This is a genomic window from Streptomyces sp. NPDC017943 (assembly GCF_044328425.1).
Classification (GTDB): domain Bacteria; phylum Actinomycetota; class Actinomycetes; order Streptomycetales; family Streptomycetaceae; genus Streptomyces; species Streptomyces djakartensis_A.
In genome coordinates this window covers 37,602-59,367 of record NZ_JBIRHH010000016.1, presented here as the reverse complement: position 1 = coordinate 59,367, position 21,766 = coordinate 37,602, and the positions used below count along the sequence as shown (strand labels likewise).

The 21,766-nt window shown below is 71.1% G+C and carries 21 protein-coding genes; 13 read left to right on the top strand and 8 right to left on the bottom strand.

Going from position 1 to position 21,766, the window contains the following annotated elements; translation table 11 throughout:
- The first annotated feature begins 134 nt into the window (after positions 1-134).
- Both ACH4C6_RS33540 and ACH4C6_RS33535 read left to right on the top strand, forming a co-directional pair.
- On the top strand, positions 135-512 hold the full coding sequence (locus tag ACH4C6_RS33540; protein WP_398112464.1) for an STAS domain-containing protein: 378 nt from the start codon (positions 135-137) through the stop codon (positions 510-512).
- A 243-nt stretch (positions 513-755) separates the two neighbouring features.
- Positions 756-1,310 (top strand): ATP-binding protein, encoded by a 555-nt coding sequence (locus tag ACH4C6_RS33535; RefSeq protein ID WP_398112463.1) that lies wholly within the window; start codon positions 756-758, stop codon positions 1,308-1,310.
- Between the two features lie 858 nt (positions 1,311-2,168).
- On the opposite strand, the gene ACH4C6_RS33530 is transcribed toward ACH4C6_RS33535, so the two are convergent.
- Positions 2,169-3,707: a peptide MFS transporter gene (locus tag ACH4C6_RS33530; RefSeq protein ID WP_398112462.1), complete on the bottom strand. Its 1,539-nt coding sequence runs from the start codon at positions 3,705-3,707 to the stop codon at positions 2,169-2,171.
- Between the two features lie 516 nt (positions 3,708-4,223).
- On the opposite strand from ACH4C6_RS33530, the gene ACH4C6_RS33525 reads away from it, so the two are divergent.
- Both ACH4C6_RS33525 and ACH4C6_RS33520 read left to right on the top strand, forming a co-directional pair.
- The gene (locus tag ACH4C6_RS33525; RefSeq protein ID WP_150481273.1) at positions 4,224-4,901 is read left to right on the top strand and encodes a response regulator transcription factor; all 678 of its coding nucleotides are present in this window, start codon (positions 4,224-4,226) and stop codon (positions 4,899-4,901) included.
- Positions 4,902-4,936: 35 nt separating this feature from the next.
- Positions 4,937-6,211: an ATP-binding protein gene (locus tag ACH4C6_RS33520; RefSeq protein WP_398112461.1), complete on the top strand. Its 1,275-nt coding sequence runs from the start codon at positions 4,937-4,939 to the stop codon at positions 6,209-6,211.
- A 24-nt stretch (positions 6,212-6,235) separates the two neighbouring features.
- Here the strand turns inward: ACH4C6_RS33520 and ACH4C6_RS33515 are convergent, their stop codons facing one another.
- Entirely contained in the window at positions 6,236-6,727 is a 492-nt protein-coding gene (locus ACH4C6_RS33515; protein WP_398112460.1) for a GtrA family protein, read from the bottom strand.
- A 162-nt stretch (positions 6,728-6,889) separates the two neighbouring features.
- Between ACH4C6_RS33515 and ACH4C6_RS33510 the strand changes: the two genes are divergently transcribed.
- From ACH4C6_RS33510 to ACH4C6_RS33495, 4 genes are all read left to right on the top strand, one after another.
- A complete protein-coding gene (locus tag ACH4C6_RS33510) occupies positions 6,890-8,029 on the top strand; it encodes a 5-(carboxyamino)imidazole ribonucleotide synthase (protein WP_398112459.1) in 1,140 nt (379 codons plus the stop codon).
- Positions 8,026-8,550: a 5-(carboxyamino)imidazole ribonucleotide mutase gene (gene purE / locus ACH4C6_RS33505; RefSeq protein WP_369194402.1), complete on the top strand. Its 525-nt coding sequence runs from the start codon at positions 8,026-8,028 to the stop codon at positions 8,548-8,550. The genes ACH4C6_RS33510 and purE overlap by 4 nt, the downstream gene beginning before the upstream one ends.
- A 5-nt stretch (positions 8,551-8,555) precedes the next feature.
- The gene (locus ACH4C6_RS33500) at positions 8,556-9,743 is read left to right on the top strand and encodes a dipeptidase (RefSeq protein ID WP_398112486.1); all 1,188 of its coding nucleotides are present in this window, start codon (positions 8,556-8,558) and stop codon (positions 9,741-9,743) included.
- 109 nt (positions 9,744-9,852) lie between these two features.
- Complete coding sequence (locus ACH4C6_RS33495; RefSeq protein WP_398112458.1) at positions 9,853-10,986, top strand: dipeptidase; 1,134 nt, start codon at positions 9,853-9,855, stop codon at positions 10,984-10,986.
- A 30-nt stretch (positions 10,987-11,016) separates the two neighbouring features.
- Here the strand turns inward: ACH4C6_RS33495 and ACH4C6_RS33490 are convergent, their stop codons facing one another.
- Together ACH4C6_RS33490 and ACH4C6_RS33485 are read right to left on the bottom strand one after the other, a co-directional pair.
- On the bottom strand, positions 11,017-11,409 hold the full coding sequence (locus tag ACH4C6_RS33490; protein ID WP_398112457.1) for a VOC family protein: 393 nt from the start codon (positions 11,407-11,409) through the stop codon (positions 11,017-11,019).
- A gap of 14 nt (positions 11,410-11,423) precedes the next feature.
- A complete protein-coding gene (locus ACH4C6_RS33485; protein ID WP_398112456.1) occupies positions 11,424-11,795 on the bottom strand; it encodes a VOC family protein in 372 nt (123 codons plus the stop codon).
- 140 nt (positions 11,796-11,935) lie between these two features.
- Here ACH4C6_RS33485 and ACH4C6_RS33480 point away from each other — a divergent pair, with 140 nt between their 5' ends.
- The gene (locus ACH4C6_RS33480; protein ID WP_398112455.1) at positions 11,936-12,442 is read left to right on the top strand and encodes a CGNR zinc finger domain-containing protein; all 507 of its coding nucleotides are present in this window, start codon (positions 11,936-11,938) and stop codon (positions 12,440-12,442) included.
- Between the two features lie 202 nt (positions 12,443-12,644).
- On the opposite strand, the gene ACH4C6_RS33475 is transcribed toward ACH4C6_RS33480, so the two are convergent.
- Positions 12,645-13,988, bottom strand: a complete 1,344-nt coding sequence (locus tag ACH4C6_RS33475; protein WP_398112454.1) for a UDP-glucose dehydrogenase family protein — start codon at positions 13,986-13,988, stop codon at positions 12,645-12,647.
- A gap of 188 nt (positions 13,989-14,176) precedes the next feature.
- On the opposite strand from ACH4C6_RS33475, the gene ACH4C6_RS33470 reads away from it, so the two are divergent.
- Positions 14,177-15,334, top strand: a complete 1,158-nt coding sequence (locus ACH4C6_RS33470; RefSeq protein WP_398112453.1) for an acyl-CoA dehydrogenase family protein — start codon at positions 14,177-14,179, stop codon at positions 15,332-15,334.
- A 199-nt stretch (positions 15,335-15,533) separates the two neighbouring features.
- Here ACH4C6_RS33470 and ACH4C6_RS33465 read toward each other — a convergent pair whose 3' ends face one another.
- On the bottom strand, positions 15,534-16,622 hold the full coding sequence (locus ACH4C6_RS33465; RefSeq protein WP_398112452.1) for a tyrosine-type recombinase/integrase: 1,089 nt from the start codon (positions 16,620-16,622) through the stop codon (positions 15,534-15,536).
- A 135-nt stretch (positions 16,623-16,757) separates the two neighbouring features.
- On the opposite strand from ACH4C6_RS33465, the gene ACH4C6_RS33460 reads away from it, so the two are divergent.
- Positions 16,758-17,309 carry a hypothetical protein gene (locus tag ACH4C6_RS33460; protein WP_398112451.1) on the top strand — a complete coding sequence of 184 codons (552 nt, stop codon included), beginning with the start codon at positions 16,758-16,760 and terminating at the stop codon, positions 17,307-17,309.
- 562 nt (positions 17,310-17,871) lie between these two features.
- Here the strand turns inward: ACH4C6_RS33460 and ACH4C6_RS33455 are convergent.
- Positions 17,872-19,074, bottom strand: coding sequence for a phosphatidylserine/phosphatidylglycerophosphate/cardiolipin synthase family protein (locus ACH4C6_RS33455; protein WP_398112450.1), 1,203 nt, complete (start codon positions 19,072-19,074; stop codon positions 17,872-17,874).
- A gap of 264 nt (positions 19,075-19,338) precedes the next feature.
- On the opposite strand from ACH4C6_RS33455, the gene ACH4C6_RS33450 reads away from it, so the two are divergent.
- Positions 19,339-19,704 carry a four-helix bundle copper-binding protein gene (locus ACH4C6_RS33450; RefSeq protein WP_398112449.1) on the top strand — a complete coding sequence of 122 codons (366 nt, stop codon included), beginning with the start codon at positions 19,339-19,341 and terminating at the stop codon, positions 19,702-19,704.
- A gap of 81 nt (positions 19,705-19,785) precedes the next feature.
- Here the strand turns inward: ACH4C6_RS33450 and ACH4C6_RS33445 are convergent, their stop codons facing one another.
- Entirely contained in the window at positions 19,786-21,066 is a 1,281-nt protein-coding gene (locus ACH4C6_RS33445; RefSeq protein ID WP_398112448.1) for an LCP family protein, read from the bottom strand.
- 119 nt (positions 21,067-21,185) lie between these two features.
- On the opposite strand from ACH4C6_RS33445, the gene ACH4C6_RS33440 reads away from it, so the two are divergent.
- On the top strand, positions 21,186-21,743 hold the full coding sequence (locus tag ACH4C6_RS33440) for an acyl-CoA thioesterase (RefSeq protein WP_398112447.1): 558 nt from the start codon (positions 21,186-21,188) through the stop codon (positions 21,741-21,743).
- Positions 21,744-21,766 lie beyond the last annotated feature (23 nt).

Here is a 21,766-nt window from a genome sequence, read left to right as displayed (position 1 = left end):
CTGAGCCCACCGCAAGTGCGTTCTGTGGGCATATGTCCGTTTGTGTGCAGTTGTTCGGGTGTCGAAGCGTGGCGGGAGGGCGTAGTGTGCGAGGGCGTCAGCAACCAGCCACGACGTCGGGAGAGAGAGACGGCATGGACCGCGGGACGGTCGGCAGCGCACAGTCTGGCCGGCTTCTGGTCGAGGTGCGGGAAGAGGGCTCTAGTGCCGTCGTGACCCCGGCGGGTGAGTTGGATCACCACACCGCCGATCTGTTGCGTGAGCCACTCGAGGACTGCCTCGCCAAGGGATTCAAGCGCTTGGTCATCGACTGCGCGCGCCTGGAGTTCTGTGACTCCACGGGGCTCAACGTGCTCCTCGGCGCGCGGCTGAAGGCGGAGGCCGCCGGTGGCGGCGTCTCGCTCGTCGGCATGCAGCCGGTGGTCGCGCGCGTCTTCGAGATCACGGGAGCGGACGCCGTCTTCAGTGTCCACGACACGATCGAGGCGGCGTTGAGCGAAGGACAGGGCTGAGCGGCGGTGCGTCGGCGCACCGAGCCCCGGCCGGCCCCTCGTGACCGGTTCTCCACAACCGTCACGAGTTTGGTGCCGAATACATGGGTGTTCCGCCGGTCCCCCCGGGCAGGAGACATCCTGAACCTGTCGGCCACCGGGGTGGCAGTGGCGCCGCGCAACCGGCCGGCCGCTTTCCGCGTGACTGACGGTGAAGTGAATCCTTTGAATCGTGAACTGGTGAATCGGTGAGGTGAAGCGCTGATGAGCACCACCCGGCCTTACTCGCCGGGCGACCGCGGGCCGGAGCCCAGCGGCGCTTCCGGGACGTCCGAAGGTGGCGAGCCGGCGGCCGGTGCGTCCGTCGAGGGTGTGGCCGCGCCGTCCGGAGCCGCGGCGCCGCCGGGGGGCCGGCAGGTGCGCCGGCTGAGCTTCGAGGGCGAGAGCGGTGTCGTACCGCTCGCCCGCGACTTCACCCGCCAGGCGCTGTACGCGTGGGGCTGGCTGCCGGCGGACTCCGCCGACCAGCGGGCCGCCGCCGAGGACGTGCTGCTGGTGGTGTCCGAGCTGGTCACCAACGCCTGCCTGCACGCCGAGGGGCCCGACCAGCTGCACATCACCTGTGACAACAAGGTGATCCGCATAGAGGTCTCCGACCGCGGCACGGGCCAGCCGGCACCGCGCACGCCCCACCGGGCCGGACGTCCGGGCGGCCACGGCATGTTCATCGTCCAGCGGCTGTGCCTGGACTGGGGCGTCGTCCGTACGCCCGGGGTCGCGGGCAAGACCGTGTGGGCGGAGCTGGGCGCCCCGGCCTGATCGAGCCGCCGCACGGGGCGTTCGCTTCCGCGGATGCCCCGGCCCGGCGTCGGCTCCCTCCTGGTTGCACCGACCCCGCTGTGCGCCTCCCGGCGTCTCCAACACCCGTTGAGCCGTCCGGGTGACACCCGAGGGTCGGCCGGGGGCCCGCAGGGACCCTGCGGGGCCGTCCCGGAGCCGACGCGGGGCCCCGAGGGCCGCAGAGGGCCTCGTTGCTCCGGCAGGCCATCGCCGCGCGACCGGCCACTGGCCTATCCCGACCCCGACGCTCCCGTCCATCGGCCGTTCCGGCTCGGGTCGGTTGTCCGCAGTGCGTCGACCGCTTCGGCTGGCGCCGTGTATCCGTCCGTGAGGCTTTCCGGCTCGGGCCGGTTGCTCTGCGTTCGTCGGCCACCTCGGCCGGCGCCGACCATCTCCGTTCGCGAGGCGCTCCGCTTGCGCCGGTTGCCCGCCGTTCGTCGGCGGCATCGGCCGGCGCCGGTCGTCCTCCGCCCGTCCGTCGCTTCTGCTCGCGCCGGTCGCTCTCCGCCCTCAACCGCTTCTGCTTGCCCTGTCGCTTCGCGTCCGGCTCTGCCGCTTGACCCCGGCTGCGTGTGCGCGCTGCCCGGCGGCGTCCCGGTCCTCCCCTGAGCAGCTGGTGGGCCGTGGGGGCCCGGGCGGCTCCCTTGCGTCCGGCGGCGTTCGGCCTGGCGTCCCGCCCGGAGGGCCGGGCATGCGGAAGGGGGGGCCCCCCCCCCGGGGGGGGGGCGCGCGGCGGGCGGGGGGGGGGGGGGGGGGGGCCCCCCCGGGGGGGGGGGGGCGGGGGGGGGGCCCCCCCCCGGGGGGGGGGGGCGCCCCTTCCGTGAGGTTGCCGGAGGGTCAGCGCACGTCGCCCATCAGGGCCTTGACCTTCCTGCGGTACATGTACACCGCGACACCCGCCGCGGCGGCCAGGACCGCCTCCACGGCGACCGCCCCGGTGCCGCTGAGGTCGACGCCGCCGACGGCCGGGTTGGAGAGCAGGCCCGTCACCGAGTCGCCCGCCGTGACCGCGAGGAACCAGACACCCATCATCTGGCTGGCGTACTTGGCCGGAGCCATCTTCGTGGTCACCGACAGGCCCACGGGGGAGAGGCACAGCTCGCCCACCGTCTGGATCAGGTAGATGCCCACCAGCCACATCGGGCTGACCAGCTTGTCGCCGTCGGCCATGCCCAGCGGCAGCAGGAAGAAGAAGAACGAGACACCGATGAAGAACAGCGCCGCGGCGAACTTGGCGACGGTGCTCGGCTCCTTGCCCTTGCGGTTGAGCCACAGCCAGATCCAGGCGAAGACCGGCGCCAGCGCCATGATGAACACCGGGTTCAGCGACTGGTACCAGGAGGACGGGAAGTCGAAGCCGAGCAGCGAGCCCGAGGCCTTCGTCTCGCCGAACGCCTGGACCGTCGAACCGCCCTGGTCGTAGATCATCCAGAAGACGGCCGCCGCGACGAAGAACCAGATGTAGCCGGTCATCTTCGACTGCTCGACGTCGCTGAGTTCCTTGTCCCGCTTGATGCGGATCAGCACGCCGGCCGGGATGATCAGACCGATCACGGTCAGCGGGATCATCGCCCAGTTGAGCGTGAAGTGACCGGTGAGGCCGACGACGCCGTAGAAGACGGTCGCGACGATCAGCCACAGCAGGCCCTTGCGCAGCCACGAGGTGCGCTCCTCGGCGGCCAGCGGCTTGGGCACGAGGTTGCTCTGCGGGCTCAGGTGGCGGGTGCCGAGGAGGAAGGCGATGAGGCCGATGCCCATGCCGACCGCGGCGAGACCGAAGCCGAGGTGCCAGCTGACCTGCTGGCCGACGGTGCCGATGATCAGCGGCGCGAAGAAGGCACCCATGTTGATGCCCATGTAGAAGATCGTGAAGCCACCGTCACGGCGCGGGTCGTCCGGGCCGTCGTAGAGGTGGCCGACCATCGTGGAGATGTTGGCCTTCAGCAGGCCGGAGCCGAGCGCGACCAGACCCAGACCGGCGAAGAACGGTGCCTGGCCGCCGGGCAGGGCGAGCACCAGGTGACCCGCCATGATCGTGACCGCGGCGATCGCCACCGTCTTGCGCGGACCCCAGACCCGGTCGCCGAGCCAGCCGCCGGGCATGGCGAGCAGGTACACCATCGACAGGTAGACCGAGTAGATCGCCGTCGTCGTGGCGAGGTCCATGCCCAGACCGCCGCCCATGCTGCCCTTCTTGGCATCGGGGCCGCCGGAGAGCAGGTACACGACGAGCAGGGCCCGCATGCCGTAGAAGCTGAAGCGCTCCCACATCTCGGTCATGAAGAGAGTGGCCAGTCCGCGGGGGTGGCCGAAGAAGGTCTTCTCGGAACCGGGGGTGCCCGGTCGGGCCGAGTCCTTCGTCAGGCTGGACGCCATGGTCGTTCCTTGCTGCTCGGGACGCGTACCGCAGCAAGCGGTGGCGCGCCCGGTGGGGGTTGCCGGCACCGGTGCGTACGGCCGTCCGCCCGACGCCTTCGGGGGTCCGCTCCGGATCACGAAGCGGTGGGCGGTCGCCACCGGGATCCACGCCCTCACGCGCATCGCCGCACGCGAAGGCCCGGCCACAGGTCGTTCACTTTCGGGGGCCGGCGGGAACCGGCCCGCACACAAAAGAGACCTTCAGGGCAAACGGCCTCTGAAGGTCGCCGCGGTGCTACAGGCGTTGCATCACCATACGGCAGGACACCGCCGGATATGGAAGGGTTTGAGACGCGGATCACAGGTCTCGACGGAACCGCGCACCCGGTTTCGAAGGTCCTTACCAGGATCGCACCCCACAGGCAGAGGTACGTACGCATACCCCAGGCGGGTGAGAGGCGGGTGTGCCCCCGGTAAGAGCGGCCCCTTCCGGTCACACCCCAGCTCAGGGCCGTGCAGGTCTACCATCACTGCATGACCCGAGTACTGCTCGCCGAGGACGACGCGTCCATCTCGGAGCCGCTGGCCCGTGCTCTGCGCCGGGAGGGCTACGAGGTCGAGGTGCGTGAGGACGGACCCACCGCGCTCGACGCCGGACTGCAGGGCGGCGTCGACCTGGTCGTGCTCGACCTGGGCCTGCCCGGCATGGACGGTCTCGAGGTGGCCCGCCGCCTGCGTGGCGAGGGCCACAGCATTCCCATCCTCATCCTGACGGCCCGCGCCGACGAGGTGGACACCGTCGTCGGGCTCGACGCCGGCGCCGACGACTACGTCACCAAGCCGTTCCGGCTCGCCGAGCTGCTGGCGCGCGTGCGGGCCCTGCTCCGGCGCGGTGCCGCCGAACCGCAGCAGCCGCCCGCCACGCACGGCGTGCGCATCGACGTCGAGTCGCACCGCGCCTGGATGGGCGAGGAGGAGCTCCAGCTCACGGCCAAGGAGTTCGACCTGCTGCGGGTGCTGGTGCGGGACGCGGGCCGGGTCGTCACCCGCGACCAGCTGATGCGGGAGGTCTGGGACACCACCTGGTGGTCCTCGACCAAGACCCTCGACATGCACATCTCCTGGCTGCGCAAGAAGCTCGGCGACGACGCGGCCAACCCCCGCTACATCGCCACCGTGCGCGGTGTGGGCTTCCGCTTCGAGAAGAGCTGAACCGCGGGCCGGCACGGGGGATCGGGTAAGAGAACATGCGCCGCCGACTGATCCAGTCCACGCTCGCCGTGGTGCTCGTGGTGATCGCCGTCTTCGGCGTCTCCCTCGTCATCGTCGAGACGCGGACGATCAGCAACAGCGCCCGCGAGCGGGTCGAGTCCGAGGCGGTGCGGCTGGCCAGCATCGTGGACAGCCGGCTCTTCGGCGAGCAGCAGGTCGACGCCGAGGTGCTGCGCGACCAGGTCACGCAGGACCGCTACTACGCCGTCATCCGCATCCCCGGCGAGGCGCCCATCGAGGTGGGCACCCAGCCGGCCGGGGACGTCATCAGCGCCACCGCCCCCGGTGAGGAGGGCGAGACCGTCACCGTCCAGGAGCCGCGCTCCTCGGTGACCCGCGAGGTCGGCCGCACCCTGCTGATCATCGCCCTGGTCGCCCTGCTGGCGGTCGTCGCCGCCGTCCTGCTGGCCGTGCGCCAGGCGAACCGGCTCGCCTCGCCGCTGACCGACCTGGCCGAGACGGCCGAGCGGCTCGGCTCGGGCGACCCCCGCCCGCGGCACAAGCGGTACGGGGTGCCCGAGCTGGACCGGGTCGCGGACGTGCTGGACGGCTCGGCCGAGCGCATCGCCCGCATGCTGACCGCCGAGCGGCGGCTCGCCGCCGACGCCTCCCACCAGCTGCGCACCCCGCTGACGGCGCTGTCCATGCGGCTGGAGGAGATCACCCTCACCGACGACCCGGACACGGTGAAGGAGGAGGCCACGATCGCGCTGACGCAGGTCGAGCGGTTGACGGACGTGGTGGAACGGCTGCTGACCAACTCGCGCGATCCGCGCACGGGCTCCGCCGTCACCTTCGACCTCGACGAGGTCATCCAGCAGCAGCTCGCCGAGTGGCGGCCGGCGTACCGCAGCGCGGGCCGGGCGATCGTCAGCTCCGGCAAGCGCCACCTGGAGGCGGTCGGCACACCCGGCGCGGTGGCGCAGGTCCTCGCCGCGCTGATCGAGAACTCGCTGATGCACGGCGGCGGCACGGTCGCGCTGCGCACGCGCGTCACCGGCAACCAGGCGGTCATCGAGGTCACCGACGAGGGCCCCGGCGTCCCCGCGGACCTGGGCGCCCGGATCTTCGAGCGCGCGATCAGCGGCCGCAACTCCACGGGCATCGGCCTGGCGGTCGCCCGCGACCTCGCCGAGGCCGACGGCGGCCGCCTGGAGATGCTGCAGACCAAACCCCCGGTCTTCGGCCTGTTCCTGTCCCGCACCCCGGTGCAGAAGTCCCTCGACGGCGACGAGCCGACGGTCCGCTAGGTCCGGTCCGTCGGGAGGACGGGTTTAGGGCACCCGCTGGCCGGTCCGGGCCGGGCGGACCGGTTCCGGCCGGGCCACCGGCTCCGCGGCGGCGGGCAGGGCCCGGAAGACCCAGGAGCGGTAGGACCAGAAGCGGAACAGGGTCGCGACGCCGATGCCGACGAACTTGAAGACGTTGTTCTGCAGCGGGGTGTTCCAGCCGAAGCCGTACGTGGCCGTGTACAGCACGCCGTTCTCGATGACCAGGCCGACCGCGCTGAACAGCAGGAACAGGGTCAGCTCACGGGTCCGGCCGGACTTGTCGCGGTCCCGGTAGGTGAAGTAGCGGAAGCCGACGTAGTTGAAGGCGATCGACACGACGGTCGCGATGACGCTGGCCCGGACCACCGGGAGGTCGGTGACGTGCCGCACCAGGTTGAACACCAGCAGGTTGACCAGCACCCCGGCCCCGCCCACCGCGCCGAACTTGGCGACTTCGCGGACGAAACGCCGAAGCCCGGAGGCACCATCTGCCATGGTCGTACAGGCCCCCGTCCGTGGTCGGCGTCAACGCAGCCATGCTAACCACCCGCCCGCGCGATCTTCCTGCGGACGCCGGGGGACGGCCGCAGACGGTCCGGTCCGGCCCCGGGAGGGACGGGAAACCGGCCACCCTGGCGCGGCCGATACCCTAAGAGGGTGACGTTCCCGGTAGTCGGCATGGTCGGCGGTGGCCAGCTCGCTCGTATGACACACGAGGCGGGCATCCCGCTCGGCATCAGGTTCAAGCTCCTCAGTGACACCCCGCAGGACTCCGCTGCGCAGGTCGTGAGCGAGGTCGTCGTCGGCGACTATCGCGACCTCGACACGCTGCGCGAGTTCGCGCGCGGGTGCGATGTGATCACCTTCGATCACGAACACGTACCCACCGAGCACCTCAAGGCCCTGGAGGCGGACGGCATCCCCGTGCGCCCCGGCCCGGACGCGCTCGTGCACGCCCAGGACAAGGGGGTGATGCGCGCGAGACTCGACGCGATCGGCGTGCCCTGCCCCCGGCACCGGATCGTGTCCGACCCGCAGGACGTGGCCGCCTTCGCGGCCGAGGGCGACGGATTCCCCGTCGTCCTGAAGACCGTCCGCGGCGGCTACGACGGCAAGGGCGTGTGGGTCGTCGACTCCGTCGAGGAGGCCGCCGACCCCTTCCGGGCCGGTGTCCCCGTCCTCGCCGAGGAGAAGGTCGACTACGTCCGGGAGCTGGCCGCCAACGTGGTCCGCTCCCCGCACGGCCAGGCCGTGGCCTACCCCGTGGTGGAGTCGCAGCAGGTGAACGGCGTCTGTGACACCGTGATCGCCCCGGCGCCCGGCCTCGACGAGGCCCTCGCCCTGGAGGCCTCCGAGATGGCGCTGAACATCGCCAAGGAGCTCGGCGTCGTCGGCCACCTCGCGGTCGAGCTGTTCCAGACCCGCGACGGCCGCATCCTCGTCAACGAACTGGCCATGCGCCCGCACAACTCCGGCCACTGGTCGATGGACGGCGCCGTCACCAGCCAGTTCGCCAACCATGTCCGCGCGGTCCTGGACCTGCCCCTGGGCGACCCGCGCCCGCGTGCCAAGTGGACCGTGATGGTCAACGTCCTCGGCGGCGACTTCCCGGACATGTACTCCGCGTACCTGCACTGCATGGCCCGCGACCCCCAGCTCAAGATCCACATGTACGGCAAGGACGTGAAGCCCGGCCGCAAGGTCGGACACGTCAACACCTACGGCGACGACCTGGACGACGTGCTGGAGCGCGCCCGTCACGCTGCCGGCTACCTGAGAGGCACCATCACCGAATGAGCCCTGTTGTTGGCATCGTCATGGGGTCGGACTCCGACTGGCCCGTCATGGAGGCCGCCGCCAAGGCCCTCGACGAGTTCGAGATCGCCTACGAGGTCGACGTCGTCTCCGCGCACCGCATGCCGCGCGAGATGGTCGCCTACGGCGAGCAGGCCGACACGCGCGGGCTCAAGGTGATCATCGCCGGGGCGGGTGGCGCCGCCCACCTGCCCGGCATGCTCGCCTCGGTCACGCCGCTGCCCGTGATCGGCGTGCCCGTGCCGCTGAAGTACCTCGACGGCATGGACAGCCTGCTCTCGATCGTGCAGATGCCGGCCGGTGTGCCGGTCGCCACGGTGTCCGTCGCCGGCGCCCGCAACGCCGGACTGCTCGCGGCCCGCATCCTCGCCGCGCACGACGAGGACCTGCGCACGCGGATGCGGGAGTTCCAGCAGGAGCTCAACGACCAGGCCACCGAGAAGGGCAAGCGCCTGCGCTCCAAGGTCGAGGGCGCGGGCGGCGGTTTCGGGTTCGGGAAGTGACCGGCGTGCCGTCCCTCGACGACGCCCGGGCGCTGCTGGCCGAGTTCCCCGTCGTCGACGGGCACAACGACCTGCCCTGGGCGCTGCGCGAGCAGGTGCGCTACGACCTCGACGCCCGGGACGTGGCCGCCGACCAGAGCGCCCACCTGCACACCGACATCCCCCGGCTGCGGGCCGGCGGGGTCGGTGCGCAGTACTGGTCGGTGTTCGTGCGCACCGACTCGCCCGACCCGGTCGCGGCCACGCTGGAGCAGATCGACTGCGTACGCCGGCTGCTGGACCGGTATCCCGCGGACCTGCGCCCGGCGCTCACCGCCGCCGACATGGAGGCCGCCCGGGCGGAGGGCCGCATCGCCTCCCTCATGGGCGCGGAGGGCGGCCACTCCATCGCCAACTCCCTGGGCACCCTGCGCGGCCTGTACGCGCTCGGCGTGCGGTACATGACGCTCACCCACAACGACAACGTCGACTGGGCCGACTCCGCGACGGACGTGCCGAAGGCCGGCGGTCTCACCGCGTTCGGCCGCGAGGTCGTCCGGGAGATGAACCGCCTCGGCATGCTCGTGGACCTCTCCCACGTGGCCGCGACGACCATGCGGGACGCGCTCGACGCGAGCTCCGCCCCGGTGATCTTCTCCCACTCCTCGGCCCGGGCCGTCTGCGACCATCCGCGCAACGTCCCGGACGACGTCCTGGAGCGGCTGCCCGCCAACGGCGGCATGGCGATGGTGACGTTCGTGCCGAAGTTCGTGCTGCAGGCCGCCGTCGACTGGACGGCCGCCGCGGACGAGAACATGCGCGCCCACGGCTTCCACCACCTCGACACCACCGCCGGGGCGATGAAGGTCCACCGGGCCTTCGAGGAGCGCCACCCGCGGCCCGTCGCCACCGTGGCGACGGTCGCCGACCACCTGGACCACATGCGCGAGGTCGCGGGCGTCGACCACCTCGGCATCGGCGGCGACTACGACGGCACGGCCTTCACCCCGGCCGGACTGGACGACGTCTCCGGCTACCCGAACCTGATCGCCGAACTCCTCGACCGCGGCTGGTCCAGAGCGGACCTGACCAAGCTGACCTGGAAGAACGCCGTCCGGGTGCTGGACGCGGCGGAGGACGTGGCCCGCGCGCTGCACGCGGCCCGCCCGCCGTCCCACGCCACCATCGAGTCGCTGGACGCGCCCGCCCGCTGAAGCCCCCGGGGGCCCCGGACCCGTACCCCGAACGCCCCGCCCACCAGGAACAACCCCCTGCCGCGTGCGACGGTGACCGTACCTCACGAACGACCGTACGGGAGCCGCCATGGCAGACCTCCAGGACGAGCTGCGCCCCACCGCCGCGGCCGGCGAGTTGGACGACCTGCCCGGCCCGTACCCCGACGAGGCCGTCGTCCCGGCGGAGACCTACGAGCCCGTCTCCGACCCGGACGACGCGCCCCTGACCCGGGCCCGCGCGATCCTCGCCGCGCACCCCGTCGCCGACGGCTACAACGGCCTGCCCTGGGCGCTGAAGCGGCTGTCCTGGTACGACCTGGAGGAGGGCGAGACCACGGTCGACACGGACGTGCCCCGGCTGCGCGAGGGCCGGGTCGGCGCGCTGTTCTGGTCCCTGCACCTGCCGGAGGGGCTGGACGGCGACCGGGCCGTCGGCGCCACCCTGGAGCAGCTGGACCTGGCGAGGACCGTCGCCCGGACCTGTGACGAGGGGCTGCGGCTGGCCACCACGGCCGGACAGGTCGTGGACGCCCGCAACTGCGGCCGGGTCGCGGTGCTGCTGGGGCCCGCCGGTGCGCCGGCGGTGGGCGACTCGCTCGGCATCCTGCGCCAGTTGCACCGGCTCGGCGTGCGCGCGCTGACCCTGACCGGGGTGACCTGGGCGAGCGAGGCCGGGCTGACCCGGTTCGGGGAGGAGGTGGTGCGCGAGATGAACCGGCTCGGGGTGATCGCGGACCTGTCCGGCGCGTCCGTCCCCACCATCCGCCGGGTGCTGTCCCTGTCCCGGGCGCCCGTGCTGTGCAGCCGCTCGGCCGCCCGCGCCATCCGCCCCCACCCGGCCAACCTCCCCGACGACCTGCTGGCGGAGCTCGGTGCGGCCAAGGGGCTGTGCCTGGTGCCGCTGACCGCCGAGCAGACCGGGCCGACGGTGCGGGACGTGGCCGACCACCTCGACCACGTGCGCGCGGTGGCCGGCGCCCACAGCGTAGGGCTGTCCGGTACGTACGACTCGGGCTCCGCCCACCCCCAGGAGCTGGCCGACACCTCCTGCTACCCCAGGCTGGTCGCGGAGCTGCTGCGGCGCGGCTGGGACGAGGCCGACGTGGCCCTGCTCACCTGGGGAAACGTGCAACGCGTGCTGCGCGGCGCGGACTTCACGGCCCGTGCCGCCCAGCAGCGGCGCCTGCCGTCCGCCGCCACGATCGCGGAACTGGACGGCTGACGGGCCCGTCCTTGGGGACGGGCCCGCGGGTCAGCCGTGCTCGATGCGGCAGAGGCAGAACGGATGCCCCGCCGGGTCGGCGTAGACCCGGAAGTCCTTCTTGACGTCGTCCTCCTTGTCCAGCACCCGTGCGCCCAGCGCCAGCACCCGCTCCTCGGCCGCGTCGATCTCCTCCCACGTCGACCCGGCGTCGAGGTCCAGGTGGAACTGCTGGGCGTTGCGGTCGGCCCGGGGCCACTCGGGCGGCGTGTGGTCCGGCGAGCGCTGGAAGGCGAGCCGGGGACCACCGGGGACGTGCAGCACCACCCAGTCCTGACCGTGGTCCTCCGGCGTCCCGCCGACGACCTGCGCGTAGAAGCGGGCCAGTGCGCGGGGGTCGGCGCAGTCGACGACCACCGAACGCAGACGTGCCACAACGGACATGAACCCTCCCCGGGTCAGCAGGCGCAGAGGCAGAACGGGTGCCCGGCCGGATCGGCGTAAACCCGGAAGCTGCGCTCCCGGTCCTCGGCGTCGAGCACCTTCGCGCCCAGCGCCAGGACGCCCTTCTCGGCCGTGTCCAGGTCCTCCACCACCAGGTCCAGGTGGAACTGCTGGGAGTGCTCCGGCGAGGGCCATCGGGGCGGCACGTGTCCGGCGGCGGACTGGAAGGCCAGGTCCGGACCGCCCGGCACCTTCAGGTCGACCCACTCGTCCTCCCCGTCGGTCTCCACCGTCGGCGTGCCGCCGAGCACCTCGGCGTAGAAGCCGGCCAGTGCGCGCGGATCGGGACAGTCCAGGACGACGACACCCAGCTTGGCCAGAGCCATGACTTCCTCCTCGCATTCTCGTCACCCGTCGTGACCTCCGTCGCGTTACCGACAGAGGACGGGTAACCGGTAACCGTTACTGCATGCTCCCGTATCGGCGGTAACCTCGCAAGGGAAAACGCGAGAGGTACGGTCCAGCCATGACGGAGAGATCGCCCGCGCCCGGCGGCCTGGCCCTGGTCGAGGCCCTGGTCAACACGCTGGACATCGAGTCGGGCGCCGACGCCCTGGACACGGCCGAGGGCCGGGCGCGTTTCGGGATCACCCCGCAGGAGGCGGACCGGGCGCGCGAACTGCGCGAGTCGCTGCGCGCGGTCCTCCTCGCCCACGCCGGGCACCCGCCCCACCGCGCGGTGACACCGCTCGGGGAGCTGCTGGCCACGGCCCCGCTCGTCGTCACGGTCGACCCCGCGACCGGCTCCGCCGCCCTGGCCCCCGCCGACAGCCGCAGCCTGCCCGCCCGCGTGGCGGCCGCCGTCGCCGAGTCGCTGGTCACCGGGGCCTGGTCCCGGCTCAAGGCCTGCGAGGCCGCCGACTGCCACTGGGCCTACTACGACCGCAGCCCGGCCGGCCGCGGCCGCTGGTGCTCCATGCAGGTGTGCGGGGCCCGGGCGAAGATGCGCAGGTACCGGGCCAAGGAGGGCTAGGGGAGCGCCCCGCGTGGACCGGCCGCACCTGGAGTCAGGCGCGATCGCACCAGGAGTCCGGCGGGGCCGGACGGGCCCCGGGAGCCCTCAACCGCCCCGCGGTCCGCCTCGGTGGGGCAGAATGCAGCAGGACGCCGGTTCGGCCGACTGAGCCTCGGCCGAACCGGCGTCACCTGTCCCGCGTGTCTCGCGCGCCGCGCGCTCAGGCCTGCGGGCGGCCCATCGCCCGGTAGGTCCAGCCGGCCTTGCGCCAGCGCTCCGGGTCGAGCGCGTTGCGGCCGTCCAGGATGACGCGGGCCGCGGCGACCTCGCCCAGGGCCTCCTCGTCCAGCTCGCGGAACTCCCGCCACTCCGTCAGGTGCAGCACGATGTCCGCGCCGCGCACCGCGTCCAGCGCCGAGCCGGCGTAGCCGAGGGTGGGGAAGACCCGGCGGGCGTTGTCCATGCCCTTGGGGTCGTAGACCGTGACCTGGCCGCCCTGGAGGTGGATCTGCCCGGCGACGTTCAGCGCGGGGGAGTCCCGCACGTCGTCGGAGTCGGGCTTGAAGGTCGCGCCCAGCACCGCCACGCGCTTGCCCAGGAACGGGCCGCCGCCCAGCGCCTGCCGGGCCAGCTCCACCATCTGGCCGCGCTGGCGCATGTTGATGGAGTCGATCTCCCGCAGGAAGGTCAGGGCCTGGTCCGCGCCCAGCTCACCGGCGCGCGCCATGAACGCCCGGATGTCCTTGGGCAGGCAGCCGCCGCCGAAGCCGATGCCGGCCCGCAGGAACTTGCGCCCGATGCGGTCGTCGTGGCCGATCGCCTCCGCGAGCTTGGCCACGTCGCCGCCGGCCGCCTCGCACACCTCCGCCATGGCGTTGATGAAGGAGATCTTCGTCGCGAGGAAGGAGTTGGCGGACGTCTTCACCAGCTCGGCGGTCGGGAAGTCGGTCACCACGAACGGCGAGCCCTCGGAGACCGGCGTCGCGTAGACCTCGCGCAGCAGCTTCTCAGCCCGCTCGCTGCGCACGCCCACCACGATCCGGTCCGGGTGCAGCGTGTCGTCGACGGCGAAGCCCTCGCGCAGGAACTCCGGGTTCCAGGCCAGCTCGGCGTCCTCCCCGGCGGGCGCGTGCGCGGCCAGGTAGGAGGCGAGGCGGTCCGCAGAGCCCACCGGCACGGTCGACTTGCCGACCACCAGGGCCGGGCCGCGCAGGTGCGGGGCGAGCGAGGCGATCGCGGAGTCCACGTAGGACATGTCGCAGGCGTACTCGCCGTGCCGCTGCGGGGTGTTCACGCACACGAAGTGCACATCGCCGAAGGCGCCCACCTCGGCCCAGTCCTGGGTGAAGCGCAGCCGTCCGCTGGAGCCCTCGATACCGGCGACGTGCCGGCGCAGCAGGTCGTCCAGGCCCGGCTCGTACATCGGGGCCTCGGCGCGCTCCAGCTTCTCGATCTTCTCGCGCACCACGTCGAGGGCCAGCACCTCGAAGCCCAGCTCGGCCATGGCCGCCGCGTGGGTCGCACCGAGATAACCGGTGCCGATCACGGTGATCTTCAGGGCCATGGGTGCTCCAGACGTCTGCGGCATGTCGTGCGCGCCCGAGCATATCCGGGGCCCGGCGGGCCGCCCCACGGGGCGACTTACGGGCTGTCGCCTAGCTCACGTATCACTCCGGTGGGCTACGTCATAAAATTTTGATTACTTAACGGTAGTTAGCGCCACCATCGCAGCGTTTTGGAGCGTGAGAGACCTTGGCCGGATCGGCTGACTTCGACCTGTACCGCCCGTCCGAGGAGCACGACATGCTCCGTGACGCCGTCCGCTCGCTGGCCGAGGCGAAGATCGCGCCGCACGCCGCCGCGGTGGACGAGGAGGCCCGCTTCCCGCGCGAGGCGCTCCAGGCGCTGGTCGCCAACGACCTGCACGCCGTGCACGTACCCGAGGAGTACGGCGGCGCGGGCGCCGACGCCCTGGCGACCGTCATCGTCATCGAGGAGGTCGCCCGGGTCTGCGCCTCCTCCTCCCTCATCCCGGCCGTGAACAAGCTCGGCTCCCTGCCCGTGATCCTCTCCGGCTCCGAGGAGCTGAAGAAGAAGTACATGGCCCCGCTCGCCAAGGGCGAGGGCATGTTCTCCTACTGCCTGTCCGAGCCGGACGCGGGCTCCGACGCCGCCGGCATGAAGACCAAGGCCGTCCGCGACGGCGACTTCTGGGTCCTCAACGGCGTGAAGCGCTGGATCACCAACGCCGGCGAGTCGGAGTACTACACGGTGATGGCCGTCACCGACCCCGCCAAGCGGTCCAGGGGCATCTCCGCCTTCGTCGTGGAGAAGTCCGACGAGGGCGTCTCCTTCGGCGCCCCGGAGAAGAAGCTCGGCATCAAGGGCTCGCCCACCCGCGAGGTCTACCTGGACAACGTCCGCATCCCCGCCGACCGCATGATCGGCGAGGAGGGCACCGGCTTCGCCACGGCGATGAAGACCCTCGACCACACCCGCATCACCATCGCCGCCCAGGCCCTCGGCATCGCCCAGGGCGCCCTCGACTACGCCAAGGGCTACGTCAAGGAGCGCAAGCAGTTCGGCAAGCCCATCGCCGACTTCCAGGGCATCCAGTTCATGCTCGCCGACATGGCCATGAAGATCTCGGCCGCCCGCGCCCTGACCTACCAGGCCGCCGCCGCCTCCCAGCGCGTCGACGCCGACCTCACCTACCTGGGCGCCGCCGCCAAGTGCTTCGCCTCGGACGTGGCGATGGAGGTCACCACCGACGCTGTCCAGCTCCTCGGCGGCTACGGCTACACCCGCGACTACCCGGTCGAGCGCATGATGCGCGACGCCAAGATCACGCAAATTTATGAAGGCACGAACCAAGTGCAGCGGATCGTGATGGCGAGGAACCTGCCCTAGCAGGGTTTTCGCAGCTCAGAAGCTGTTTCGAAGGTCCGGAGGGACACCCTCGGTTTTCTGCCCGTCGCGGCCCGATCAAGGCCGTTCCTGGGCGTCATGCTGGGGGAATCCTGGGCAGTTCCGAGCTGAAAACCAGCCATTGACCTGTACAAACGACGCAGCCCCCGGCGTGCTGCCGGGGGCTGTTGTCGTACGTGGATCAGGCGACCTCTGGCGCCTCCGTGGGATCGTCCGCGCCGGGCGTCAGCATGGTTGCGATGGCTGCACGGCCGCGCTGCTCGGCCCCTTCGAAGATGTAGTGGTAGTGCTCCCTGAGCACGTCAGTACTGCTGTGGCCCATCCAGTCGGCCACATCGTTCTCGGGGACTCCGGCGTACAGCAGTCGCGACCCGTAGTAGTGCCGGAGCGAGTGAGCCTTGCAGTACTTCACCTGTCCCTTGCCCAGAGCCTCCATCCAGATCTTCGGGTAGAAGTACGACGCGTAGAGGTAGCCAGTCCTCGTCACGTTGGGGAAGAGGAGCCGTTCCGGCCCCCATACGCCGTGGTTCTTGATGTGCCGCCGAAGCTCGAACGCGACGTTCGGCGGGAGGGGGACGGAACGCCCTGGCTCGCCTTCGTCACGCGCCTTGATGTGCCGACGCTGAATTGCGCTGTTCTTACCCGATGCGGTGTCTCCGTCCTCCGCAATCTGGAAGTCGACGCGAAGCGTCTCGGCCTTGAAGTCGATTTGATCGCGGGACACCGCCATGGCCTCACCCAGCCGCAGGCCGCACCCGGCCATGAGCCACAGCATCGCGCGGTATCGCGGAGGAGCGGCATCGAGCATCGCTAGGACTTCCCGCGTCGTGAGTTGCCGGGCGGTGCTCTTGTGCTCCCGGATCTCCTTGGCGCGGCTGCCCGCGCCCTTGACCTTCTTGCACGGGTTCCGACCGATGATCTCGTTGACGACGGCCCAGTCCATCATCCCGGAGAAGAACGAGAACCGCTGGCGTCGTGTGCGGGCCGAGAGCTTCCGGTCCTGCTCCATCCACGAGAGCCACTGCTCAACGTCGGAAACCTTCAGGGATACGATCGAACGGGCCTTGAAGAACGGCTCAATGGTCGTGCCGAGGATGGATCGGTACTGCTTCTTGGTGCTGTTCTCCAGTTTCCTTTGGGTCCACTGCTCCCACACGGCCGTCACCGGCTGCTTGCCCAGCCGATCGTCGAGGTACGTTCCGGCGTCGAGTTCCTGTTCCTTGCGCTTCTTCGGGTCGTCCTTTGATCGCGCGACCCGTGCCCTTGCCATTGAGGCGGCCCTCTCTGTCGATGACGCACGGACGGCCCTGCGTCGTGCCGGTTGCCCGGCGTGATCCAGTCTGCACATGGTCCACCCTGGGTTGTCAACACAGGGTGGCTCACCCTGTGTGGTACGTTCGAAAGCGTGGAACCGAATGAGAGCGGGTTCGAGATCACCCAGGAGCAAGGGGCTTGGGTGATCCGCATGTGGTGGCCGACGGGACCGATCAGCGGAGGGCCGCAGCGGATCACTGTCGAGGCAGCGGAGGGCTCCGCCACGCGTGACGTGGCGCGTGGGATCTCCACCACTGTTCTGCGGAGGCTCGACCTTGCGGCGGCCATGAAGCTGGCAGAGAAGGCGCCTGAGCTTCAGCAAGGTATGGAGGAGGTGACGACGAAGGTCGAGGAAGCGGGGTCGGCGGCGGGCCTGTTGCTCACCAACGAAGGTGTGTCAGAGCGGTACTTGGCCATGCTGGCCTCGACTTACAAGACCATGGCCGACCTGGGCGCCCAGGCTCCCGTCCCATGGCTGGCGCGGCTGATCGGCCGCCGTCCCGAAACCGTGAAGGACCATCTCAAGCGCGCGCGACGAGAGGGCTACCTGACCACAGTTGCGGGCAAGGCTGGCGGTGAACTTACTGAGAAGACCACGCGGGTCCTTGCGGCCCTCGTAGATTCTGATGATGGCCGGATCTGACGTCCGCTACTACGGAAGTGCTCCGCCGAGTGAAGCGGGACGTGTCGTCCACGATCAAGCTGCGGGCGGCATGGGAGGGGCCACGCTGCGCAACACGACCAAGGAAGAGGCGCAGGAAGTGCGCGACCCCGCCAAAGTTCTGCACTGCCACGTCACTCCGTCCGACTGGACCAAGTACGTGGGCGTCGGAGGCTGCCGGAGGCTCGTACAACCGCATCCTCACCTTCCTGCTCGAATCTGTCCCGATGCTCGATGACGACCGGGTGAGCCTGCCGAAGGCGGATGGTTCGGAACTGTCGGACGCGTACGGGTGGCGACCGCACGGCCCCGAGTGATCACGCTTGCGGAGGACGCCCGGCCACTGTGGCGGATCGTGCGCCGCTACGCCCGCACTTTGGGTGAGACCTGCCCGAGAGGCAGGCCGTGTTCATCGAGCGGACTGCAGAGCAGGCCCTCAGGGTCGCGGCCTGCCTGGCCGCTCCAGAGTGTTCCGAGGGCATCATGGAGGCCCTTGCGGCGAGAACGTCTCCGGCCCCCGGCGCCCGCCGGGGGCCGGGGTGTCTCACAGGAAGCGGCGGATGGGGGTGACCGAGGCCTCGGCCAGACGCATCGGCAGCGGGCGCCGCCGCCAGCGCGCCGGGTCGATGGGCTCGCTCAGCTTGCGGTCGGCCTCGAAGTCGGCGTCCAGCCGGGCGGTGAAGTCCTCGTCGAGGACGGCCAGCAGGACCTCCTCGTCGTGCTCCATGGAGCGGCGGTTGAAGTTGGTCGAACCGATCAGCGAGCAGACCCCGTCCACCGTGAGGATCTTCGTGTGCAGCATGGTCGGCTGGTACTCCCGCACCTGCACCCCCGCGTCCACCAGCGTCTGGTAGTGCTGCCGCCCGGCCAGCAGGCAGGCCCGCTGGTCGGTGTGCGGCCCGGGCAGCAGGATCTCGACCTCGACGCCCCGGCGGGACGCGGCGGCCAGCAGGTCGATGAAGTACGTGTCGGGGGCGAAGTAGGCGGTGGACAGGCGCAGCCGCTCCTGCGCCGAGGTGATCACCACCCGCAGGATCGTCTGCATGTCCTGCCAGCCGAAGCTCGCCGAACCCCGCACCACCTGGACCGTGGCCCGGCCCGGCTGCTCCTGCGCGGTGAAGCGGTCGTGGTGGTCGTACAGGTCGTCGTGGCACTCGGCCCAGTTCTGCGCGAAGGCCGCGGCGATGCCGTCCACGGCCGGACCGCGCACCTGCACGTGGGTGTCGCGCCACTCGTCCGGGTTCCGCGCGTCGCCGCACCACTCCTTGGCTATGCCGACGCCGCCGGTGAAGGCGGTGTGCTCGTCGGTGACCAGCACCTTGCGGTGGCAGCGGTGGTTCTGCCGCATCGGCGACAGCCGCGTCGGCTTGCGGAACCAGGCCACCTGCACACCGGCCTCGTCCATGGCGTCCAGCAGGTCCCGCTCGATCTGCTTGGCCCCGAAGCCGTCCAGCAGCAGCCGCACCCGCACCCCGGCCCGGGCCCGCTCGGCCAGGGCGGCGGCGAACTCGTGGGCGATCTCGCCGCGCCAGTACACGAACGTCATCATGTCGACGGTGTGCCGTGCCGCGCGGATGGCGGCCAGCATCGCCGGGAAGATCTCGTCGCCGTTGCGCAGCGGGATCAGCTCGTTGCCCTCGGTCGCGGCGATGCCGATCAGCCGCTCCAGCCGTCTGCGCAGCCGCTGCTTGCGCTCCTCCGGGTCCGCCGGCCTCACCGACGGCCGTTCCTCGGTCTGCTGTGTCATCTGTGGTCTCCCCTGCCACGAACTGCTGGGCGCCCCGCCTGCGCGACGCCGCTCCCCGCGGACGCGCCATCCACCCTCTTTGCCGCTGCCGGTGATTTCACGCCGCCGGGAATGAGTCATGCCTCACAGCCGCGGGCCCTCCGGGGGCGGCCGGCGCCGCTTCGCACCCGCCCGTGTCCCCCCTGTGGTGCTCATGGGGCGACAGGCGTAGGACGGGAAGGGCGGGCGCCGATCCGCGGCTCCCGCTCCCTCCGGGAGGACGTCATGACCCAGCAGCCCGCCACCGCCACCCCGCTGAGCCAGGAGATGCAGGAGTGCGTCCAGGCGTGCATGACCTGCCACGGCGTGTGCGAGGAGACCATGAGCTCCTGCCTGCAGATGGGCGGCCCGGCCCAGATGCCGATCATGCGCGCCGTCATCGACTGCGCCGAGATGACCCGTATGTGCGCCGACATGATGATGCGCCGCTCGCCGCTGTCCGCCGACATGTGCGCGATGTGCGCCCGGGCCTGCGACATGTGCGCCGAGGCGTGTATGTCCATGCCGGACGACGCCCAGATGATGCGGTGCGCGGAGGCGTGTCGCCGCTGCGCCGACCTGTGCCGGTCGATGTCCGGCGCCACGATGTGAGCGCCGCCGCACGGCGAAGGGGGGGGCACCCGCCCGGGTGCCCCCCCTTTCCTGCCGGCCGCCTTCGGCGCCCGGCCGGGCTCACTTGCCGGAGACGGTCACCGTCTCGTCGTTCTTCAGCTGGTTCACCAGCGTCTTCACCTTCGCGGTGTCCCACTGCAGGTTGCCGTTCGCGGTGTTGCCCGCGATCGGCATGTTCATGGACTTGCCGTCGCCGCCGCTGACCCCCTTCATCGCCCAGAACATCGACGCCAGGTCGTACAGGCCCATGTCCTTGTCGACGACCAGCGAGTCCAGGCCCGCGCCCATGGTCGGGTACAGCCTGAAGGGGTTCAGGATCGTGCTGGGGGTGGCGACCTGGTTGGCCAGGGCCGAGAGGAACTTCTGCTGGTTCTTCGTCCGGTCCAGGTCGGAGCCGGCCAGGGCGTAGCGGGTGCGGACGAAGGCCAGGGCCTCCTCGCCGTTGAGTGTCTGCTTGCCCTTCTTGAGGTCCGCGCCCGACTTGGTGTCCTTGATGTCCTGCGGGATGTCCATCTCGACCCCGCCGACCGCGTCCACGATGTTGGCGAAGCCGGCGAAGCCGATCTCCACGTAGTGGTCGATGTGCAGGCCCGTGTTGGCCTCCACCGTGCGCACCAGCAGCTCCGGGCCGTCCTCGGCGTAGGCCGCGTTCAGCTTCGTCTGGCGGCCCGTGGACGGGTAGAACTTGCCGGAGTCGGAGCCCTTGAACGACGGGATCGTGACGTTCGAGTCGCGCGGCAGCGAGACCAGCGTCGGGGCGCCGCCGCCGGTGTGCAGGATCATCATCGAGTCCGTGCGCTTGCCCTCGGCGGACCCGGTGTGCAGCTTCTTCTTCTCCTCGGCCGACATGCCCTTGCGGCTGTCGGAGCCGACGATCAGGTAGTTCGTGCCCTCGCCCGCCTCCGGCCGCTCGATGACCTTCGACAGGTCGACCTCGCGGTTCAGCTTGGAGTCGGCCCAGAAGTAGGTGCCGACACCCGTCACCACCAGCACCACCGCGACCGTGATCGCCGTGAGCTTGATGCGGCGGCGCCAGTCCGGCGCGGGCCGCGGCTCGTACCGGCCGTCGCCCGGACCGCCGGGGCCCCTGCCGCCCGGGGTGCCGTAGACCTGGCCGGTGTTGTAGCCGCTGTCGTAGCCGTCGGCGGGTCCGTGGCCGGCGCCGTCGACGTACGACGGCTGCGGCGGCACCCCGCCGTAGCCGGCCGGCCCGGGCGGTGCCGCCGGGCCGCGGCGGACCTGCCGCATGACACGGGCGCTCTCGGGCTGTGCGCTGGAGCTGCCCCGTCCGTACCGGCTGCCGCGGTCGCCGCCGGAGAACCCCTCGGGCCAATCATTCATGCCGAACAGTGTGCAGGTCCCGGTGGTGGGCCATACAAGAGTCGTCGGAAAATCAGAGCACGGCTGTGGCGAAGCTGACACAAATCCCCCGCACGCCGCCGCGGCATAAGGTGGGGGTCATGACAGACCTGGCCCCAGCTGCGGATTCCGGCGCTTCGGAGATCCCGGGCAAGCCGACCTCGGCGTCCCGCACCACCCTCAGCCACATCATGACCCACAACGACACGAACCTTCTGGGGACGGTGCACGGCGGGGTGATCATGAAGCTGGTCGACGACGCCGCCGGGGCCGTCGCCGGGCGGCACTCCGGCGGGCCGGCGGTGACGGCCTCGATGGACGAGATGGTGTTCCTGGAGCCGGTGCGCGTCGGGGATCTGGTGCACGTCAAGGCCCAGGTCAACTGGACCGGCCGGACCTCCATGGAGGTCGGTGTCCGGGTGCTGGCCGAACGCTGGAACGAGTCCACCCCGGCCACCCAGGTCGGCTCGGCCTACCTCGTCTTCGCCGCCGTCGACGCCGACGGCAGGCCCCGCCGGGTCCCGCAGGTCCTCCCCGAGACGGAGCGCGACAAGCGCCGCTACCAGGAGGCCCAGATCCGCCGCACCCACCGGCTGGCCCGCCGCCGGGCGATCAAGGAACTGCGCGAGAAGCGCGCCGCGGAGGGCTTCGAGGACTGAGGCGCCGCCGCGTCCGCCCGGGG

Bases quoted from the DNA above. Each gene is read 5' to 3' on its own strand.
- ACH4C6_RS33480 (WP_398112455.1), top strand. From the start codon at position 11,936: ATGACGGAGAGATCGCCCGCGCCCGGCGGCCTGGCCCTGGTCGAGGCC.
- ACH4C6_RS33530 (WP_398112462.1), bottom strand. From the start codon at position 3,707: ATGGCGTCCAGCCTGACGAAGGACTCGGCCCGACCGGGCACCCCCGGT.
- ACH4C6_RS33495 (WP_398112458.1), top strand. From the start codon at position 9,853: ATGGCAGACCTCCAGGACGAGCTGCGCCCCACCGCCGCGGCCGGCGAG.
- ACH4C6_RS33520 (WP_398112461.1), top strand. From the start codon at position 4,937: ATGCGCCGCCGACTGATCCAGTCCACGCTCGCCGTGGTGCTCGTGGTG.
- ACH4C6_RS33475 (WP_398112454.1), bottom strand. From the start codon at position 13,988: ATGGCCCTGAAGATCACCGTGATCGGCACCGGTTATCTCGGTGCGACC.
- ACH4C6_RS33450 (WP_398112449.1), top strand. From the start codon at position 19,339: ATGACCCAGCAGCCCGCCACCGCCACCCCGCTGAGCCAGGAGATGCAG.
- ACH4C6_RS33445 (WP_398112448.1), bottom strand. From the start codon at position 21,066: ATGAATGATTGGCCCGAGGGGTTCTCCGGCGGCGACCGCGGCAGCCGG.
- purE (WP_369194402.1), top strand. From the start codon at position 8,026: ATGAGCCCTGTTGTTGGCATCGTCATGGGGTCGGACTCCGACTGGCCC.
- ACH4C6_RS33455 (WP_398112450.1), bottom strand. From the start codon at position 19,074: ATGACACAGCAGACCGAGGAACGGCCGTCGGTGAGGCCGGCGGACCCG.
- ACH4C6_RS33465 (WP_398112452.1), bottom strand. From the start codon at position 16,622: ATGGCAAGGGCACGGGTCGCGCGATCAAAGGACGACCCGAAGAAGCGC.
- ACH4C6_RS33535 (WP_398112463.1), top strand. From the start codon at position 756: ATGAGCACCACCCGGCCTTACTCGCCGGGCGACCGCGGGCCGGAGCCC.
- ACH4C6_RS33515 (WP_398112460.1), bottom strand. From the start codon at position 6,727: ATGGCAGATGGTGCCTCCGGGCTTCGGCGTTTCGTCCGCGAAGTCGCC.
- ACH4C6_RS33440 (WP_398112447.1), top strand. From the start codon at position 21,186: ATGACAGACCTGGCCCCAGCTGCGGATTCCGGCGCTTCGGAGATCCCG.
- ACH4C6_RS33540 (WP_398112464.1), top strand. From the start codon at position 135: ATGGACCGCGGGACGGTCGGCAGCGCACAGTCTGGCCGGCTTCTGGTC.
- ACH4C6_RS33485 (WP_398112456.1), bottom strand. From the start codon at position 11,795: ATGGCTCTGGCCAAGCTGGGTGTCGTCGTCCTGGACTGTCCCGATCCG.
- ACH4C6_RS33490 (WP_398112457.1), bottom strand. From the start codon at position 11,409: ATGTCCGTTGTGGCACGTCTGCGTTCGGTGGTCGTCGACTGCGCCGAC.
- ACH4C6_RS33525 (WP_150481273.1), top strand. From the start codon at position 4,224: ATGACCCGAGTACTGCTCGCCGAGGACGACGCGTCCATCTCGGAGCCG.